Genomic DNA, 16,281 nt, shown 5'->3' with positions numbered 1-16,281 from the left:
ACAACGCCTACCACAGGCACAACGCCTACCACAGGCACAACGCCTACCACAGGCACAACGCCTACCACAGGCACAACACCTACTACAGGCACAACACCACCTGCTGGGGGGGCGGTGACATGGCTTGATGTAGGGGTAGTTACGTCTTGGTTGCCAAATATGAATTTCCAAAAAGGTTTTGATAAGAAATGGAAGGATGCGAAGAAGTTTAATAATTGTAGTGCCTTATCTGCATATGCGCCAATAAGTAACCCATTAACAGTTGCAGGTGTGGGTAATATTAACGGTGCAATCGCAGCGCTTACGGCAGGTACCATTCCTGTACAAAACTCTGGTGACTTAACAAACGCCCAGAGCAACTATAATAGTGCTGTGAGCAACTGGTCTTCAGATCCGAAAAAGTCGGGCGAAAAAACTGCTAAGATGCTTAAAGACTTAGCAAAAGCTGCAGGCTGTTAAATGAAGCGTATAACGACTGAGCGTGGTTTCACTTTAATTGAGTTGATGATTACGCTTGTCATTGCGATGGTTATTTTGGGAGGACTATTGCTTAATTTTACATCGCAATCTACGCAATATAAGTACCAAGGTAAACGTGGAGATGCGGTTCAAGATTTAGAGTTTACATTGCGTTTTATCGCGCGGGACATCCAAGGTGCGCTTATTTCAGCCTCTAGTTTAGAAGCTTCGGGTGCGGGTGTGGCAAGTATAAAATTTGATGGTTCGGCAACCTCTTCCAGTACGTGGTTAAGCATGAATGTGTGGGATAATTCGGCCAGTGCTGCTAATGATTATCAGGCGGTTCGCTGTTACCGTTACCGTGGCGGGACAGGAACGGCTTCTACACAGTGGAAACTGTATTTTAATCGAGATAACTCGGCTTGTAGTGCAACTGTTGGTTTGGTGGGCTTTGATCCTGTACTGGGTGAAACGACAGGTATGCGAGTAACCAATTTTCGTGTCTTCCGAGATGGAGCAACTGGCGATGGGCGTGCTAGTTATAGTGGCGTACCACCTGCATTGCCTCCGAAGTTTGTCGGTGATGTGCAGGGCAATACTTATAACATACCCGCTTTTACTGTCTTGTTAGAAATTGAAATTGATGCAGCTAATAAGGGTGCCGTGGTTGACGTGTTGGGGGCGGCGTTACCTGCTGGCAGTAAACGTCGTATTTGGCGTTATGTGCAGGTGTATCCAAATACAGTTTTTGATTAAGTTGAGGTGTTTGTGATGAAAAAAGTAAACTTTAAACAGCAAGGGCAACAGGGTTTTATCCTTGTCACGTCTTTAGTGCTGTTGGCTATATTAACATTGTTGGGCATAACTGCAGCTTATAAGACAGTGATAGAAACAAAAATATCGCGTATGGCTGTGCAAATGGACAGAGCATCAGCGGCAGCAGAAACTGGGCTTACCCAAGCATACTGGTACTGGGTTAAGGATACAGTGCAAGGTATTGCTGATGCGCAAACACTAACAAGCTATGTTGCTGGCATAGGAGGATCACCCATCGCCCCTTATGAAGGTTCTTTTACACCATCTTCGATTGATGATGCAGCGATGCCAACCGATGCTGATATTCAAAGTGCGACCAATCAGTTTTTTGTTTTTAATCTTACAGCAACAGGAATTAGCAAGGTAGCCAATAGTAGTTGGGGGGTGGGTACAACACCGCAAGTTGCGGTCTGGGTAACATCTTTTAATAATGAAACGCCCCCAGCTTTTCCTTACCAAACGCCTGTGGATTTAACAGCGGGTGCTACGTGTGCAGCAGGTTGTAAGATGGTGACGTATGCTTTGGGCAGGTCTGGGCAGGCGAGGCAGTTGATGCGCGAATCGCAAAGTGTAATCAATAATTTGCTTACAGGAGTGAGCGCGATGACCAATGCCCCGTCAGGCGTAAATTTTGCGGATATTTGTAATCCACCTGCAACACCACCTGCAAACCGAGATGCGAATGCCTCGCCTTGGACAGCAAGTGCAACGGGTAATGGCAGTACAGTTATTGAGGTTACACAAGCGCCATATGCACTGGGTTCAGTGCCTTCAGGTACGGCGTTGGCATCCAATACAGCCATTGGCTCCGGTGGTAAAGGTTTTCGTAATGGTACGGGGTCGCAAACGGGGGCAACTTTTAGTACCGTACCTTATCTCTTGTATGCCGGACATGGTACAAAAACAGCGTTTAAGGTTGACTGGGCATCGGTGGCTCAAGATACAACAGGATTAGATTTGCCTGCCAATCTGTTGCCACAAAAATTAGTGAATGCACCACTGTTGGGTACATCAGATCAAGTTAATTATTTTTCAAGTTCAAGCAATCAGTTATTTAGTATGGACACATATCGTTGGGCAGCAGAGCAGTTTACGTGTCAAACAGCGCCATTTACAGCTGCTAACGATGGTCAGTTTGGCAATGGTATATATTGCAGTAAAGCTGAAGCTTTGCGCCAATCTGTAGATGCTATTGTTAGTGCTGCTTCGGGTGGTACGGTGCGTGCATTTGCACCTGTTACGGGGCGATTAAATATTGCACAGATTCAATATAATATCGCCAATGGTATTCCCATGTTTGGCATGGTTAGATTGATGTTTCCAGCAGTGCCCGATTCAGGAGTTACAGCAACTTGTAATGGAACACCAACCCAGCTTCATGTTATTGAAAGTGCAGGCGATGCCTCCAATGGCAGCTATGATTTTAATAAGTTGATGGCTTGTAAGAAAAAAGGGAGTTGTGCAAATTTATACACAGGTTCAATCACTGATCCCGCAACACTTGGGGGGCAATATCCTTTTACGGTTGCAGATGGTGCCGTACCCGATGATGATGGTTATTTAGGCTCAAATGCGCGGCTAATCGTGTATGGCGGACTTTTGATTGATTACTTTGCAGATTATAATATCCAAGCCAATCCAACTGGTGGCTCACCAGGAGCGGGTACAGATACTGTATTTAATCCTGCCGATGGTGAACGTTTATTAAGTCCTTTGGAATCACCAGATGTATACTTGGCAATTGAGCATAATGTGATGATCAATCCTGTGATGCCAAGGTTTATGGGCAACAATCCTTTGCCATTCCCTACAGCCGCACCACAAACAAACCCAAATGCGAATGCAACCTCTCCAAGTCGGTTAGGTAATCCTGCACCTGCGGTTGGTAGTGCTGCAACAAATACGTTAGTATCAGCCAATAGTGTGAATATGGTTTGGTCTTAACGATGCAGCATCGCCTATGCAGGGCAATGCTGTAAACCTAGCTTCTCCATATGATGGTTACTTCCCATGGTCTGAGGGCATGTTGCCGCCGCAAATTGGTGTGTCAGCAGCAGGGACAATGCGTTTGCAAAGTCGAACTACAACCGCAGACAACCCAAGCAGTCAAGGGCTTGTAGCTATGGTTGCCAGTGTTGGGTCAGCAGGTGAGCAAGCTAGCTTGCCAACTATTGCTAGTAGCCTGCTAAGCATGAGTAAACCTGTGCGTGTAGGTCAAGTTGCAGGCATTGAGGCAGATATACTACGTTATTATTACGATTTAATGGCTAAAACCTTAGACCAAAGTAAGGCTACGGATTGGCCAGTAGCTTCTTGGCCCGGTAATACGTTAGCTGGAGATTTTTGTATTGGTATACAAGATTGTGCAGCCAGTACAAATATAGGTGATAAAATGCACCTTATGTTCCCAACGGGTTATATGCATGGATGGAAGGTTGCTTTAGCTGCTTTAGATATTACGGCTGATGAATGGAATCATGTATTGTCAGGCGGTGCTGCGCCGCGTGTTGGTATTGCCGATGCGCAAGGCTTGTATAGTCAGTTATTAAATAGCTGTTCGCAAGATGGGCTTTTACCAGGGGCTGGTTGCCCTATGGGTTTACCCTATAATTTTGGTGTGGATCAAGGCGCATTGAATCAGGCGGCAGTACAGGGCTTCCAAGGTAACGAAAGTATGTACTTCAATGTGACACAAGATAACGCGACAGGTTACGCAGTACTTGATTCGAAATGGCGAGATATCCCTGCAACTATGTATTCTGGTGGTTTGTTAGACATGCATGCGCACTCTAATATGAATGGCATCATTTATACCCCAGGCCCATTGGAGTGGGAACCCGGTAATTCAAGTTATGATACAGGTATCCATATGAGTTATGTCAATGGCTCAATTATCACGGGTTATGGTGCGTTTACGAAAAATAAGACTTCTGATGATAGGTATGTTTTGGTATATGACCAGCAGGCTGTAGATAATATTAATGTCAATCAGGGCACGATAGTTTTACGTAGATATGATTATCAAGCGTTAAATTAATGCTTTCGAATGTTTGACTTTAGCTATTCTTTTCACTACGTTAGCGTTATGAGTGTTAGTAACGCCTTAGCTGAGGGGTGCAAATGAAGCTTTTTTCGCGTAAAAAAGAGCCTGTAATGGGTATTGATATTAGTGCGTCAGCGATTAAGTTGATTGAATTGACGCATGGTAAAAAAGGTTATGAGCTTAAAGCAATAGCCAATGTGCCATTGCCTCGTGATGCTATTGTGGAAAACACGGTGATTGATTCGATTGCGGTATCACAGGCTTTGTTGGATGCCCTAGAGCAGGCGCAAACAAACACAAGAAATGTGGCCTTGGCAGTGTCGGGCAATGCTGTAATTATTAAAGTTATTCAAGTGCCAACAGCAACAGAGTTTGAACTAGAATCTCAGATTGAGTTTGAAGCAGACCAACATGTTCCCTTTGATATTGAAGATGTATACTTAGACTTTCAAATTTTAGGTGAAACAGAAGAAGACCCTGAGCATATGGATGTTGTGCTGGTGGCTTGCAAACGTGAAATTATTGATGATTACCAATTGGTGCTTAGTGAGGCTGGTTTGCATACCACTTGTGTGGACTGTTCGGTGTTTGCGCTAGAAAATGCGGTGGAAGAAACGGGTGTTTATACGCAAGACACAACAGCGATAGATGCAGCAGAAGCCATGGATACAGAGACAGATGAATCGGCGGCTTATGCATTGATTAATATAGGTGCCAATATTATTAATGTTAATATTATGCGTGATGGGCAAATGGCGTTTGTTCGCGATCAGTTTTATGGTGGGCAAAACTTAACCGAGGCGATACAAAAGGCTCATGCCATTAGTTTTAGTGCTGCGGAAAAAATGAAAAAAGAAAATTTCTCAGATATTGATCCTAATGTTATTGAAGAGTTTTTTAGTAATTTAAGCTCTGAAATCGGCCGTTCTCTTGATTTTTATGGTGCAAACAACGCTGAATACCCAGTGCAAAAGCTGATGCTTAGCGGTGGTTGTGCTTTGATTCCTGATATTGATATTGAACTGGACCAGCGGCTTGGTATTGAAGCGAAGGTTTTAAACCCTTTTGATAATATCATTGTGCCACGGAATAAGTTTGATGCTGATGAAATTCAAGCGATGGGACCAATGTTGATGGTACCTGTTGGTTTAGCGATGCGAGGTTTTGATTCATGATTCGCATTAATCTTATACCACACAGAGCCGAGTTCCGAAAAAAACAAATTATCGAATATATTACTGTGTTTGTCTCATCCATATTGTTGGTTGTTGGTATGATTATAGTGATTGATATATGGTCTACGCAAGAGCTGACCGACTTACAAGCAGAGCAAGCACTGCTGAAAACGCAAAATGCACAGCTTTCGAAAAAAATTGGTGAGTTGCGTAATTTAGATAGTTTGAGAAGGGATGTGGAGAGTAAGTTACAAATTGTTGATGAGTTACAAGCAGGTCGCTTCCGCTCGTTTAATACTTTGGTTGCGATTGCCCAAGCAATTCCACAGAATATTTGGTTGGTTGCTTTAAAAGATGATGCAGGGTCTCTGTCGTTAACTGGTTTGGGCGAAAGCAGTAAAGCTGTGGCAAACTTTATGCGGGCACTAGAAACATCCATTTACTTTGATGATGTGCGCTTAACTGTGGATAAAGAGGCGGAAGCTGAAGGTATCAAAGTTCGTCAATTTGTGCTGACCTTTCATCGATTAACCCTTGCTGAACAAGAAGCTATAACGAAGGCAAAAGGAGAGGCTAAATGAACCTTGATGCTTTGAACCTAGATGCGCTTCGCCCATTAATTCCATTGCCTATGGCAACCAAAGTTGCAGGTTTGGTTGTGGTGCTTGTATTGATTGCTGTAGGTTACTTTGTTGCCGTGTGGACGCCGTTGCAAGAAGCTATTGCCAATGAAAAGATTCAGGTGGAACATCAACGGGTTGCTTTAAGTAAAAATAAACGCTTGGCAAGTAATATACCTAAAAAGAAAGAAGAGTATAAACAGCTACAGAAGCAGTTGAAAGTGGCGTTGAATATGTTGCCCAAGAAGTCGCAAATTCCTGATTTATTAGAAGGTGTGACTTGGGCAGGTAAGGATTCAGGTTTAAATTTTACAACATTTAAGCCATCAAAAGAAACGGTGAAAAGCATTTATGCTGAAGTGCCAGTGTCTTTAGATGTGACAGGATCATTCCGTCAATTGTTAACCTTTTTGAAACGGGTGGGTGAAATGCCTCGGATTGTGGATGTGAAGAATTTATCACTGGTTGTGGATAATGCGAACAGCGGTTTTTTAAAGATTAAAGGGCAAGCTGTGACCTATCGATTTGTACAAGCTGAAAATAAAAAGAATAAACGACGTAAGTAATGTTGTACACAAGAGTTGGGTGCAAAAAAGTTGTCAGGTTTGGTGAGGAGAGTGAGATGAAAAAAAATAATGGTTCTTATGCCTTGTGTAGCTGGTTGAAGGCCTGTTTTTTGGTTTCTATGCTGATGATTACATCAGCTTCTTGGGCGGGAACCATAAGCAATGTATCTCTGCTTGATTCGAAAGATGGCGATATGTTGATTATTGAGTCAGATGAACCATTAGAATATCAAATTTTTGATTTGAATGAGCCACCAAGGTTGGTGATGACTTTTCCTAATGCAGATATTGACGCCGCAGTTGTAGCGATTAAAGGTGCAGGCGCTGGTGTTACAAATGTGTTTCCCAAGAAAAATGAACTTGGTGTGCGTATAGAGATTGCCTTGAGTGAATCATTAAGTTATGAGGTGGATGAGCAAGCACAATCGTTGGTTGTTCACTTCCAGGCAGTGAAATCAAAGCAAGCTGTAGGTAATAAAGCTGTAGTTAAAAAACTTCAGGTTAAAGATAAAGGTGATATGACTGAGGTTGTACTCAAGGGCTTTAATTTAGATGCTAGCCATAATTCATTTTTAACCAATAAAAACAGAACGTTGGTTGTGGATTTTTGGGGTGGAAAGTCACAGTTAAACAAGGAGCGTTTTCAGTTTTCTAGCCAACGTGTTAAAGCAATCACAGTCGGTGAAGCAGAAGATCGCTTGCGTTTGGTCGTAGACTTGAATCACGTAGGTCAAATGGAACAACAAATTGAAGCTTCGCCAGAGCAGTTTGTTATCCGTTTCGGTCAAGTTGAACATATTGAAACAGGTTCTGCAAAAGTGGAAAGTGTGGATTTCCAACCCAACGGTCGTCTGGCGAGAGTTATGATTCGCACTGATGTGACCAATCCAGTTGTATTGGTGAGTGATGATGAAGGCAAAACAATCATTGATATTAAAAATGCATCTTTAAAACAAGGGCAGGAACGTACCCAAGATTTACGTGCATTTGCAGGCCCGCTATCGCAAATTGATACATACAAAAATGGTGAGAATGTTCGCATTGTAGTCCGCACGCGTGAAACCGTGGAAACCACAAGTTTTCAGCAAGGAAATGTGTTTACGATGAACTTTGTACCTGAAGAAGTCGCAGTCTCTACACGTGGCAAAGGTAAGGGAGATTCTGAATTCACCTATAAAGGTGAGAAAGTCACGTTTGATTTTAAAGACATTGATATACGAAACGCATTGAAGTTGATTGCTGAAATGAGCGACTTGAACATTATTATGTCGGATGATGTAACAGGTACACTTACCATGCGGTTGGTTGATGTGCCTTGGGATCAAGCATTGGAGCTTATCTTGTCGGCACGTGGGCTTGGTAAAGAGCAGGCGGGCAATGTGTTAAGGGTTGCGCCTGTTGAAGTGCTGCGTTCTGAATATGAATCTAAAATTGAAGCAAGAAAAGGTTCATTACAGCTAGAACCTTTGGTTACTGAGTTTATTACTTTGAGTTATACAAAAGTTGAAGATGTGAAAACCATGCTCAAAGATGCCTCAAAGACAGCTAAAAAAGGTGCAAAAGTAGAAGGCGCTATGCCTAGTGCGGATAATTCAGGTTTAATGTCTAGCAGAGGAAGCATCTTAATTGATAAACGAACGAATACGATTATTATCAAAGACACTTTATCTGCGATAAACAATATAAAACGTTTGATTAAGGCAATTGATACGCCAATTAAACAGGTGTTAATTGAGGCTAGAATTGTTGAGGCATCGGATCAGTTTACACACAGTATTGGTGTTCGATGGGGTGGTAGTGTTAACCGGAGTACAAATACGAACTTTCCAGGTGCAGTTGCTATTGGGTCTACAGCTACGGGCGGTGTGACTACAGGCGGTGCGACTACGGGTGGCGTACAATCGAGCATAACTGCATCAAATGCCAATGCTATTTTAGCTGGTGGGCAAACCGCAGCAACAGGACGAGGATTCCTAGTTGATTTACCTGCTACAGGAAACGGGGGGTCTATTGGTTTCAGTTTAGGTTCATTTAGCAATGCAATAAACTTGGATTTAGAGCTTTCTGCAGCGCAAGCAGATGGAACCGCAAAAATTGTATCCAATCCACGTATTGTGACCAGTAATTTGAAGCAGGCGTCGGTAACGCAAGGCTCATTGGTACCAATCGTAACGCCTGGCTCAGCAAATAACCCTGCAACAACAACTTTAACTAAGGCTGCATTGACATTGGATGTTACGCCACAAATCACTGCTGATGGCGGAGTAATTTTAGATATTGTTGTGACAAAAGATTCACCAGCAACGTTTAATGGTGCTACAGGTATTGATTCTAAAGCTGTTACGACAAATGTGTATGTTAAAAATGGTGAAACTATCGTCATTGGTGGTGTTTATACGCGAGAGAAAGCTTTTGATAAAACATCGGTGCCTTATTTGTCAGAGATTCCAGTTTTAGGTTGGTTATTTAAAAGTGAAACCAAGCGGGATAATAAAACTGAATTGTTGATTTTTATCACGCCAAAAATTATGCAGGGTAAATCAGGCGTATAAGGGGTTATGATGGGCATATTTAAAGTTTGGCTTGCAACATGTGTAGTGCTTCTTGCACTGGCTTCGTGTGGGACTGCTCCTACAGGTAGCGCTATAACAACATCGCAAACGGGGGTAGGTGCGAGCGGTGTTGGGGGGTCCCTTCCTGCTACAACACTCACTTTGACATCTTCTGTAACGACAAGCATTGCTGCTACAGGTAGTGCGGTGATAACAGCAAATGTAGTTGATAGTTATGGTACAGCTGTCGTTGATGGAACTGAAGTGCTGTTTACATCAAGTTTAACTGGGACAAGTATAACAAGTTCTGTTTTAACCTTAGGAGGCATTGCAAAGGCAACTTTTAATGCGAACAATGTTGCAGGGGTAGCTACAATCACAGCCCAATCAGGTGCAGCAACTGGTATTATTACTGTAGATATTCAGCCTTCACCTCCAGCGCTTATAGCATTACAAGGTGTACAGCCAGCTCAAATTGGCGTTCTAGGAAGTGGTTTGCCTCAAATTGCTGTAATGACCTTTGGTGTATCAGATAATTATGGCAATCCCGTGTCGGATGGAACAACTGTTAATTTTAGTATTTCTGCAGGTTTAGGTGGTGGTGAAAGCATTTCACCAACATCTGTTCAAACAAATAATGGCAGCGTAAGTGTGACAGTAACAGCCGGGAACAAGGCTGGGCTATTAGGTGTGAATGCACTTGTCGTGACGAACAATATAGTCACGACAGGTACTTTGGCGGTTCAAGGTGGTAAAGCCATTGGCACAAACTTTAGCTTTGAAACTGAGAAAGCTAGCTTTGAAGGTTTGGATTTAATAGGGAACACAAATAAATTTACCGTTTTTGCAGCTGATATTTTTGGTAATCCGATTAGGCAAGGTACTTTGGTTAGTTTTATTACGGAAGTGGGTAGTATACCGAGTGCATCTACTGATTCAGTAGGTATTGCAACAAGCACTTACACAACGGCTGGAGGGGATCCTTACACAACCTTGAAAGGTCACCCGCTTGGCGCCGGTACAGGTAAAGGCGGTTACCTCACTGTGCTTGCTATGATTAAAGGGCAGGAGGCATTTAGTGATAACAACAATAATGGTGTTTTTGATGCAGGTGATTCATTTAACCCCGCTTTACATGATTTAGGTGAGCCTTTTTTGGATGCCAATGAAAATGGGGCGTTTGATGCTGGTGAGCCTTACAATGATAGTAATGGGGATGGTTTATACACAGGCCCTAATGGTCTACATGATGCGGACACAGTGTTATGGAAATCTATAGTTGTTGTGCTATCTACAAAAGCTTACTCAGTAACGCCAACATTAATTGCGCCAGACAACTATTCTATTACGGTTCTTGATAGCTATAATAACCCAATAGATAGTACTAGCCTTTATAAGACAAGCTTGTCTTTTACAGCGACAGGTAGTAAAGGTACTATTACAGGTAACCAAGGAAGCTCAGTACCATTTTCAGTGACTTATAACTTGGCTAATCCGGCAACACCAAATGTGCCCGTTTATGTTCCTACATTTACAAACACAACAGTAACAGGTCATTTGACGGGCGATGTTTTAAAAATAGAAGTAATTTCACCATCGGCGACAATATCGATTGATGGGCTCTAATATTATACTTGTTGGGCTAATGGGCTCTGGAAAATCGATTCTAGGGAAGCAGCTTGCTTCCCGTTTGTCGTTAAAGTTGATTGATTTGGATGATGAGATTGTATCCCAAGCGGGTAAAAGTATACCTGAAATATTTAGAGATGAAGGCGAGCAGAGTTTCCGAGATATGGAAAGTGAAATTTTAGCCAAAGCCTTACAAACTGAGCAAGCGTATATTATTGCCACGGGAGGTGGTGCTGTTTTGTCGGAGGATAACCGCCTTTTGATGAAACAAGCAGGTTCAGTGATTTGGTTGGGTGCAAGTCCAGAGATATTGGCTAAGCGCATTACTGGGGATAGTAATCGCCCCTTGCTTGCTGAGATTGATCCTTTAGCCAAAATGAAAGCGCTAAGTATAGAAAGGAATCCTTTGTATGAAGAGGTCGCAGATTTGTATGTGGACACAGGCAAACTGACTGATGAAGAAGCAGTAGCCAAAATTATTCATTTTCTGTCAGACTAGGGCGCATGACTAAACAAAGCCAAACTTATCGCGTCGATTTGGGCGCACGTTCTTATGATATCCATATTCAAGCAGGGTGCTTACCAGATATTGGTGAGCAGATGTTATCCATATTTAAGCAACCAAGCCGTTGCTTGATTGTAAGTAATGATGTGGTTGCTCCATTATATTTGGATACAGTGCAGTCATCATTAGAAGCTACGGGTTGGCAGGTATCTTCATTTATTCTTCCTGATGGTGAGCAATATAAAAATGTAGAACAATGGTCAGCCATCATGGATAGATTGATGGTCAGCAAACTGTCACGAAACGAACCGATTATCGCTCTTGGTGGTGGTGTGGTGGGTGATATGACGGGATTTGCAGCCTCATGTTATCGCAGAGGTATTCCATTCATTCAAATTCCGACCACCGTATTGGCGCAGGTTGATTCTAGCGTGGGTGGTAAAACGGCAATCAATCACCCGCATGGTAAAAATATGATTGGTGCATTTTACCAGCCTAAACTGGTATGGATTGACCCCAATGTATTAGGTACACTTGAAACAAGGCAGGTACCTGCAGGTTTAGCGGAAGTGATTAAATACGGTTTGATACGTGATAAAGATTTTTTTGCGTGGTTACAAACCAACATGCAGGCTTTGCTTGATTTGGATGCGGATAAAATAAGCCAAGCCATTTTACGTTCATGTGCGCATAAAGCTGAAGTGGTGATGGCTGACGAAACCGAACAAGGGCAACGTGCTTTGTTGAATCTTGGGCATACATTTGGACATGCTATTGAATCTATGACGCATTATACAACTTATTTGCACGGTGAAGCCGTTGCATTGGGTACAATCATGGCAGCACGGTTGTCTGAGCAGCTAGGTGTGGCAAATTCAGGACTAGAAGCGGCAGTCAGCAAAATATTCACGGCGGCACAACTTCCCACGCAAATACCTCAGTTCTCAGCGGATGATTGGCTAGATGCTATGGGGCATGATAAAAAGAATGTGGGTAGTTTGATTCGTTATATATTGATGCGTGATATTGGCGATGCCTATATTGCAGAAGATGTGACAGATGCGAATATTAGGGCGTTGGTTGCTTCGTTTAATAAGTAGCGTAAGCGATTGATTTGTAAGAGAAAGGAAACCACGCTTTTCCTTTCTCTTCCTGATGTTTGGCAGGGTGCCAATCAATCAGCATTTCCCCATTTAAGTTTTGGTTTCAGTTCCAGCCAGTAATCGACTCATATTATCATGGTGACGCATTGTGACGGCACCACCGATAATCAGGCAAGCCATTAATGCGCCATTACTATCATGCATAAACCATGCGATAAGCGGTAATGCAAACGCTGCGGAAATAGATGCAATGGATACATAGCGAAAGACTTTAAAAACAACAAACCACACTGCAAAGGCCAAGGCTGCAGTGGCGGGAGCCCAAGGTAGCATGACCCCAAACATGGTAGCAACACCTTTACCGCCTTTAAACTTCAAATATACAGGGAAGATATGCCCAAAAAATGCAGCAAGGGCGACAATGAGTACTTGTGATTGATTCAATTCGAGTTGTAAAGCGAGAGAAACGGGAATTACGCCTTTTAGAACATCGGCGATTAAGGTTAAAATACCAACTTTTTTGCCACCTGTTCTTAGCGCATTGGTTGCACCTGTGTTGCCACTACCATGTTCTCGTGGGTCTTTACCTGTAAGCCAACGGGCAAATAAAATCCCAAAAGGAATAGCACCAACAAAATAGCTGGCAAGGCTAAGTAGAAGAAAACTTTGTTGTATATCCATTATGATTTACGGTAGTGCGTGCGGGCTTCATCAAGCATGTGTTGAATGTGCGTTGCTTGTCCACCACTGGCAATGATAGGCAGTAAACTTTCAAATGATGAAGGTGAACCAAAAATGTTTGGGAATGCTTCGCCTTGGGCAATATTGTCATACTGTAATAATTTAAGCTGATCATTGGTGATGACGGGCACGGGAAGAAGTTTGGATATAGAAGCCAAAATTTTTGCAGCTATATTGGGCATGGAAATCAAGGTGCGCTCGCGCCCCAATGCTTTCATCCACATGTTAAGCATCGTTTTAAGCGTGTACACATCATTGCCTGCAAGGGTATACACATGTTTCGTAACCTTGGGGTTAGCAATGCTACTGACAAAAGCACGGGCTACATCTTCAACCCACACGGGCTGGAATTTTGTGTCAGCTGCGATAACAGGCAATACAGATCCCGTAGCAGACAAGCTTTTAAAACGCATTAAAAAAGAGTCATGCTCACCATAAATAATGGAAGGGCGGAATATGGTCCAGTTTAAATCCGACTGGCGTACCAATTCTTCAGCTTGGTGTTTACTTTTACCATATTCTGTATGCGATATTGCATCTTCGCTTAATAAGGCGCTCATGTGTAGCAATTGTGAAACACCTGCATTTTCGCAGACCTCAATTATTCGTTTGGCACCCTTTGTATGTGCCTCTTCAAAAGTATTTTTCCTTGTAGGAAACAATAAACCGACAAGGTTAATGACGGTGTCACAATCTTGTACAGCTTGGGCAATGCCTTTGCCTGTTGTAATATCAGATTTAAGCACTTGTATGCCTTTCACTAACATATCACGGGCGCGCTCTGGATGACGTGATGTGACGATGACTTGATGCCCAGCGTCGACAGCTTGCCGTGCAATCACACGCCCAACAAATCCTGTGCCGCCAATAATACAAATGCGTTTTCCCATCATTTCCTCCAATAGAAAATTTAAAGTCATCCAATCAGGTGGCGAAATATACACTGAACAGCTTGCTATTGCGATACAAACGAAATAAAGGCAAGTGCCCCAAACAGGTTTATGTTTTATCTTGCGCCAGTTCGCCCTTTGTTTGGTGGCTGATATGGTTGTTTACATCTAAATAAACAAGTTTAGGTGAAAAGCTTTTTGCTTTTTTTGCTTTGAGTACGGTGTAGGTACAGATAATAAGGGTATCTCCTACTTTGGCTTTATGTGCCGCAGCCCCATTGATGCCAATGGTGTAGCTGTTTTCGGGTGCAACGATGGCGTATGTACTAAAGCGTTCACCATTGCTGACATTATAAATATGCAGTTGCTCAAAAGGTAAAATATTGGCTGCTTTCATTAAGTTGGCATCAATAGCACATGAGCCTTCATAATCTAACTCTGCATGGGTCACAGTGGCACGGTGTAGTTTTGATTTAAGCATGGTAACTTTCATGGTTGGGTATCCTTAGCGGGTGGGGTGATGAGTGGCATATTATCAATCAGTCGTGTTGAACCAATGGTGGCGGCTATAAATACACGGGCAGGTATGGGGTCATGCGTGGTTAAGCTGTTTACAGCCTGCAGGTGTTGTTCGTCATAAACACCAAAATAGTCAGGTTTAATCCCGTGAGCATCAAGTATATTTTGCCCTGCAGCTAGGCAGGATGGAATAGCTTTGTTGGTTTGATACGTTTGTATGACGGCTTGTAAAGCTTGCGGAATTGCAGCGGCTTGGCGGCGTTGTTCAGCGGTTAAGTGCCGATTGCGGCTGCTTAAGGCAAGACCATCCTGCTCGCGTACTGTTTCACCCGCAATAATATCGATAGGCATATGTAAGTCAGCAACCATGTGCCGAATAATACTTAATTGTTGAAAATCTTTTTCACCAAAAATAGCCAAGTCTGGGCGTATGATGTTGAACAGAATGTTCACAACGGTAATCATACCATCAAAATGCCCTGGTCGATGTAAGCCACATAAACTTTGGCTTAAATTGTTTACATGTAGGGCGACTTGCATGGGTGTGTTTGCATAAAGGTTTTCAGGATGAAAAACAAAGTCTACACCTTCTTCTTGGCAGAGCTGTATGTCGGTTTCAAAAGGTTTGGGATAATTCTTCAAGTCGTTCTTGTCGTTGAATTGTAAAGGGTTTACATAAATGCTAACCACCACAATATCAGCCAATCGTTTGGCTTTGCGTATCAGTGAAAGGTGACCTTGGTGTAGGCAGCCCATTGTGGGTACAAAGGCGACCTGCTCTTGGTGATAATTGGCCAAGATATGTTGTAGTTCGCTAATGGATGTGATGACTTTCATGCTTGCTTACGCACATCGGCAACCCAGTTTTGAATGGCAGTTACAGCATCTTGTCTTAAATGGGCATAGGGTTTAACAAAAGGGGGTGTGTGTTCGGATAAACCCAGTACATCATGCCATACCAAGACTTGTGCATCACATGCAGAGCCTGCACCAATACCTACAGTGGGAATATTGATGTTGTTTGTAATTTTTGCAGCAAGCTGCTCAGGGATACATTCGAGTACCACGGCAACTGCACCAGCATCGGCTAAGGCTAAGGCATCATCATAAATGTTTTGGGATTCTTCTTGGTTTTTCCCGCGTTGTTTGTAGTTGCCAAATTGTTTAACAGACTGCGGTGTTAAACCAACATGACCAACAACAGCAATGCCGCGCTCGCTTAAAAAACGAACCGTATCTGCCATGGGTTTTCCGCCCTCAAGTTTGACGGCATCACAGCCAGTTAGCTGCAAGATATGTGCGCTGGTTTTTAAAGCCTGCGCAGGAGACTGTTGGTAAGAGCCAAAAGGTAAGTCGCAGACGACCCATGCTTTTGTTCTACCACGTACAACGGCAGCAGTGTGTAGTATCATATCATCAACAGTAACAGGGATGGTGCTATCATAACCAAGGTTGACCATGCCAACAGAGTCACCCACAAGAATGACATCTACGCCAGCTTCTTCAGCCATGCGGGCTGCGCCAGCATCATAGGCAGTCAACCAGACTTGTGGTTGTTGCGCATTTTTTGCCGCCAATAAAGTGGCAGCAGTTGTTTTCTTTTTCATATTGCCCCGTTCCGCTTCAGTCTCGTGTTTGCTTGCAAACATGGGAGTACCGTCTT

The 16,281-nt window shown here is 43.1% G+C and carries 16 protein-coding genes; 11 read left to right on the top strand and 5 right to left on the bottom strand.

The genetic code is table 11. From position 1 onward, the window contains the following. From DM09_RS11890 to aroB, 11 genes are all read left to right on the top strand, one after another. The coding region (locus DM09_RS11890) for a hypothetical protein (RefSeq protein WP_198401632.1) at nucleotides 1-459 on the top strand (459 nt) is incomplete at its 5' end. Further along, the gene (locus DM09_RS00690) at nucleotides 460-1,215 is read left to right on the top strand and encodes a prepilin-type N-terminal cleavage/methylation domain-containing protein (RefSeq protein WP_038246753.1); all 756 of its coding nucleotides are present in this window, start codon (nucleotides 460-462) and stop codon (nucleotides 1,213-1,215) included. 15 nt (nucleotides 1,216-1,230) lie between these two features. Further along, on the top strand, nucleotides 1,231-3,219 hold the full coding sequence (locus DM09_RS00685) for a PilX N-terminal domain-containing pilus assembly protein (protein ID WP_038246749.1): 1,989 nt from the start codon (nucleotides 1,231-1,233) through the stop codon (nucleotides 3,217-3,219). Between the two features lie 16 nt (nucleotides 3,220-3,235). Continuing rightward, on the top strand, nucleotides 3,236-4,312 hold the full coding sequence (locus DM09_RS00680) for a hypothetical protein (protein WP_038246747.1): 1,077 nt from the start codon (nucleotides 3,236-3,238) through the stop codon (nucleotides 4,310-4,312). A gap of 83 nt (nucleotides 4,313-4,395) precedes the next feature. Further along, nucleotides 4,396-5,493: a type IV pilus assembly protein PilM gene (gene pilM, locus DM09_RS00675; protein ID WP_038246744.1), complete on the top strand. Its 1,098-nt coding sequence runs from the start codon at nucleotides 4,396-4,398 to the stop codon at nucleotides 5,491-5,493. Continuing rightward, nucleotides 5,490-6,074 (top strand): PilN domain-containing protein, encoded by a 585-nt coding sequence (locus DM09_RS00670; RefSeq protein WP_038246743.1) that lies wholly within the window; start codon nucleotides 5,490-5,492, stop codon nucleotides 6,072-6,074. Before pilM ends, DM09_RS00670 begins: the two co-directional genes overlap by 4 nt. Beyond that, nucleotides 6,071-6,679, top strand: coding sequence for a type IV pilus inner membrane component PilO (gene pilO / locus DM09_RS00665; protein WP_038246741.1), 609 nt, complete (start codon nucleotides 6,071-6,073; stop codon nucleotides 6,677-6,679). The genes DM09_RS00670 and pilO overlap by 4 nt, the downstream gene beginning before the upstream one ends. Before the next feature lie 56 nt (nucleotides 6,680-6,735). Further along, nucleotides 6,736-9,231, top strand: coding sequence for a type IV pilus secretin PilQ (pilQ, locus tag DM09_RS00660; RefSeq protein ID WP_051937857.1), 2,496 nt, complete (start codon nucleotides 6,736-6,738; stop codon nucleotides 9,229-9,231). Between the two features lie 207 nt (nucleotides 9,232-9,438). Continuing rightward, nucleotides 9,439-10,857 (top strand): autotransporter outer membrane beta-barrel domain-containing protein, encoded by a 1,419-nt coding sequence (locus DM09_RS00655; protein ID WP_157753573.1) that lies wholly within the window; start codon nucleotides 9,439-9,441, stop codon nucleotides 10,855-10,857. Next, nucleotides 10,847-11,359 (top strand): shikimate kinase, encoded by a 513-nt coding sequence (locus tag DM09_RS00650; RefSeq protein WP_038246738.1) that lies wholly within the window; start codon nucleotides 10,847-10,849, stop codon nucleotides 11,357-11,359. Before DM09_RS00655 ends, DM09_RS00650 begins: the two co-directional genes overlap by 11 nt. Before the next feature lie 5 nt (nucleotides 11,360-11,364). Continuing rightward, nucleotides 11,365-12,465: a 3-dehydroquinate synthase gene (gene aroB / locus DM09_RS00645; protein ID WP_038246734.1), complete on the top strand. Its 1,101-nt coding sequence runs from the start codon at nucleotides 11,365-11,367 to the stop codon at nucleotides 12,463-12,465. 93 nt (nucleotides 12,466-12,558) lie between these two features. Here the strand turns inward: aroB and plsY are convergent, their stop codons facing one another. The 5 genes from plsY to panB all read right to left on the bottom strand — a co-directional run bounded on the left by plsY (nucleotide 12,559) and on the right by panB (nucleotide 16,225). Continuing rightward, nucleotides 12,559-13,149: a glycerol-3-phosphate 1-O-acyltransferase PlsY gene (gene plsY / locus DM09_RS00640; RefSeq protein WP_051937855.1), complete on the bottom strand. Its 591-nt coding sequence runs from the start codon at nucleotides 13,147-13,149 to the stop codon at nucleotides 12,559-12,561. Beyond that, nucleotides 13,149-14,099 carry a complex I NDUFA9 subunit family protein gene (locus tag DM09_RS00635; protein WP_038246732.1) on the bottom strand — a complete coding sequence of 317 codons (951 nt, stop codon included), beginning with the start codon at nucleotides 14,097-14,099 and terminating at the stop codon, nucleotides 13,149-13,151. The genes plsY and DM09_RS00635 overlap by 1 nt, the downstream gene beginning before the upstream one ends. A gap of 109 nt (nucleotides 14,100-14,208) precedes the next feature. Beyond that, the gene (gene panD / locus DM09_RS00630) at nucleotides 14,209-14,592 is read right to left on the bottom strand and encodes an aspartate 1-decarboxylase (RefSeq protein WP_038246729.1); all 384 of its coding nucleotides are present in this window, start codon (nucleotides 14,590-14,592) and stop codon (nucleotides 14,209-14,211) included. Further along, nucleotides 14,589-15,455 carry a pantoate--beta-alanine ligase gene (panC, locus tag DM09_RS00625; protein WP_038246726.1) on the bottom strand — a complete coding sequence of 289 codons (867 nt, stop codon included), beginning with the start codon at nucleotides 15,453-15,455 and terminating at the stop codon, nucleotides 14,589-14,591. Before panC ends, panD begins: the two co-directional genes overlap by 4 nt. Next, entirely contained in the window at nucleotides 15,452-16,225 is a 774-nt protein-coding gene (gene panB, locus DM09_RS00620; protein ID WP_038247330.1) for a 3-methyl-2-oxobutanoate hydroxymethyltransferase, read from the bottom strand. Before panB ends, panC begins: the two co-directional genes overlap by 4 nt. Nucleotides 16,226-16,281: the final 56 nt, after the last annotated feature.

The organism is Ghiorsea bivora (assembly GCF_000744415.1).
In the GTDB taxonomy this organism is placed as follows: domain Bacteria; phylum Pseudomonadota; class Zetaproteobacteria; order Mariprofundales; family Mariprofundaceae; genus Ghiorsea; species Ghiorsea bivora.
The sequence above is the reverse complement of the archived record's forward strand: the minus strand, read 5'-3'. Positions and strand labels throughout refer to the sequence as shown.

Excerpts from the sequence above, each read along its gene's own strand:
- DM09_RS00670 (WP_038246743.1), top strand. The coding sequence starts at position 5,490 with ATGATTCGCATTAATCTTATACCACACAGAGCCGAGTTCCGAAAAAAA.
- DM09_RS00635 (WP_038246732.1), bottom strand. The coding sequence starts at position 14,099 with ATGGGAAAACGCATTTGTATTATTGGCGGCACAGGATTTGTTGGGCGT.
- DM09_RS00680 (WP_038246747.1), top strand. The coding sequence starts at position 3,236 with ATGCAGGGCAATGCTGTAAACCTAGCTTCTCCATATGATGGTTACTTC.
- DM09_RS00690 (WP_038246753.1), top strand. The coding sequence starts at position 460 with ATGAAGCGTATAACGACTGAGCGTGGTTTCACTTTAATTGAGTTGATG.
- pilO (WP_038246741.1), top strand. The coding sequence starts at position 6,071 with ATGAACCTTGATGCTTTGAACCTAGATGCGCTTCGCCCATTAATTCCA.
- aroB (WP_038246734.1), top strand. The coding sequence starts at position 11,365 with ATGACTAAACAAAGCCAAACTTATCGCGTCGATTTGGGCGCACGTTCT.
- DM09_RS00685 (WP_038246749.1), top strand. The coding sequence starts at position 1,231 with ATGAAAAAAGTAAACTTTAAACAGCAAGGGCAACAGGGTTTTATCCTT.
- panC (WP_038246726.1), bottom strand. The coding sequence starts at position 15,455 with ATGAAAGTCATCACATCCATTAGCGAACTACAACATATCTTGGCCAAT.
- pilQ (WP_051937857.1), top strand. The coding sequence starts at position 6,736 with ATGAAAAAAAATAATGGTTCTTATGCCTTGTGTAGCTGGTTGAAGGCC.
- DM09_RS00650 (WP_038246738.1), top strand. The coding sequence starts at position 10,847 with ATGGGCTCTAATATTATACTTGTTGGGCTAATGGGCTCTGGAAAATCG.
- panB (WP_038247330.1), bottom strand. The coding sequence starts at position 16,225 with ATGAAAAAGAAAACAACTGCTGCCACTTTATTGGCGGCAAAAAATGCG.
- pilM (WP_038246744.1), top strand. The coding sequence starts at position 4,396 with ATGAAGCTTTTTTCGCGTAAAAAAGAGCCTGTAATGGGTATTGATATT.
- plsY (WP_051937855.1), bottom strand. The coding sequence starts at position 13,149 with ATGGATATACAACAAAGTTTTCTTCTACTTAGCCTTGCCAGCTATTTT.
- panD (WP_038246729.1), bottom strand. The coding sequence starts at position 14,592 with ATGAAAGTTACCATGCTTAAATCAAAACTACACCGTGCCACTGTGACC.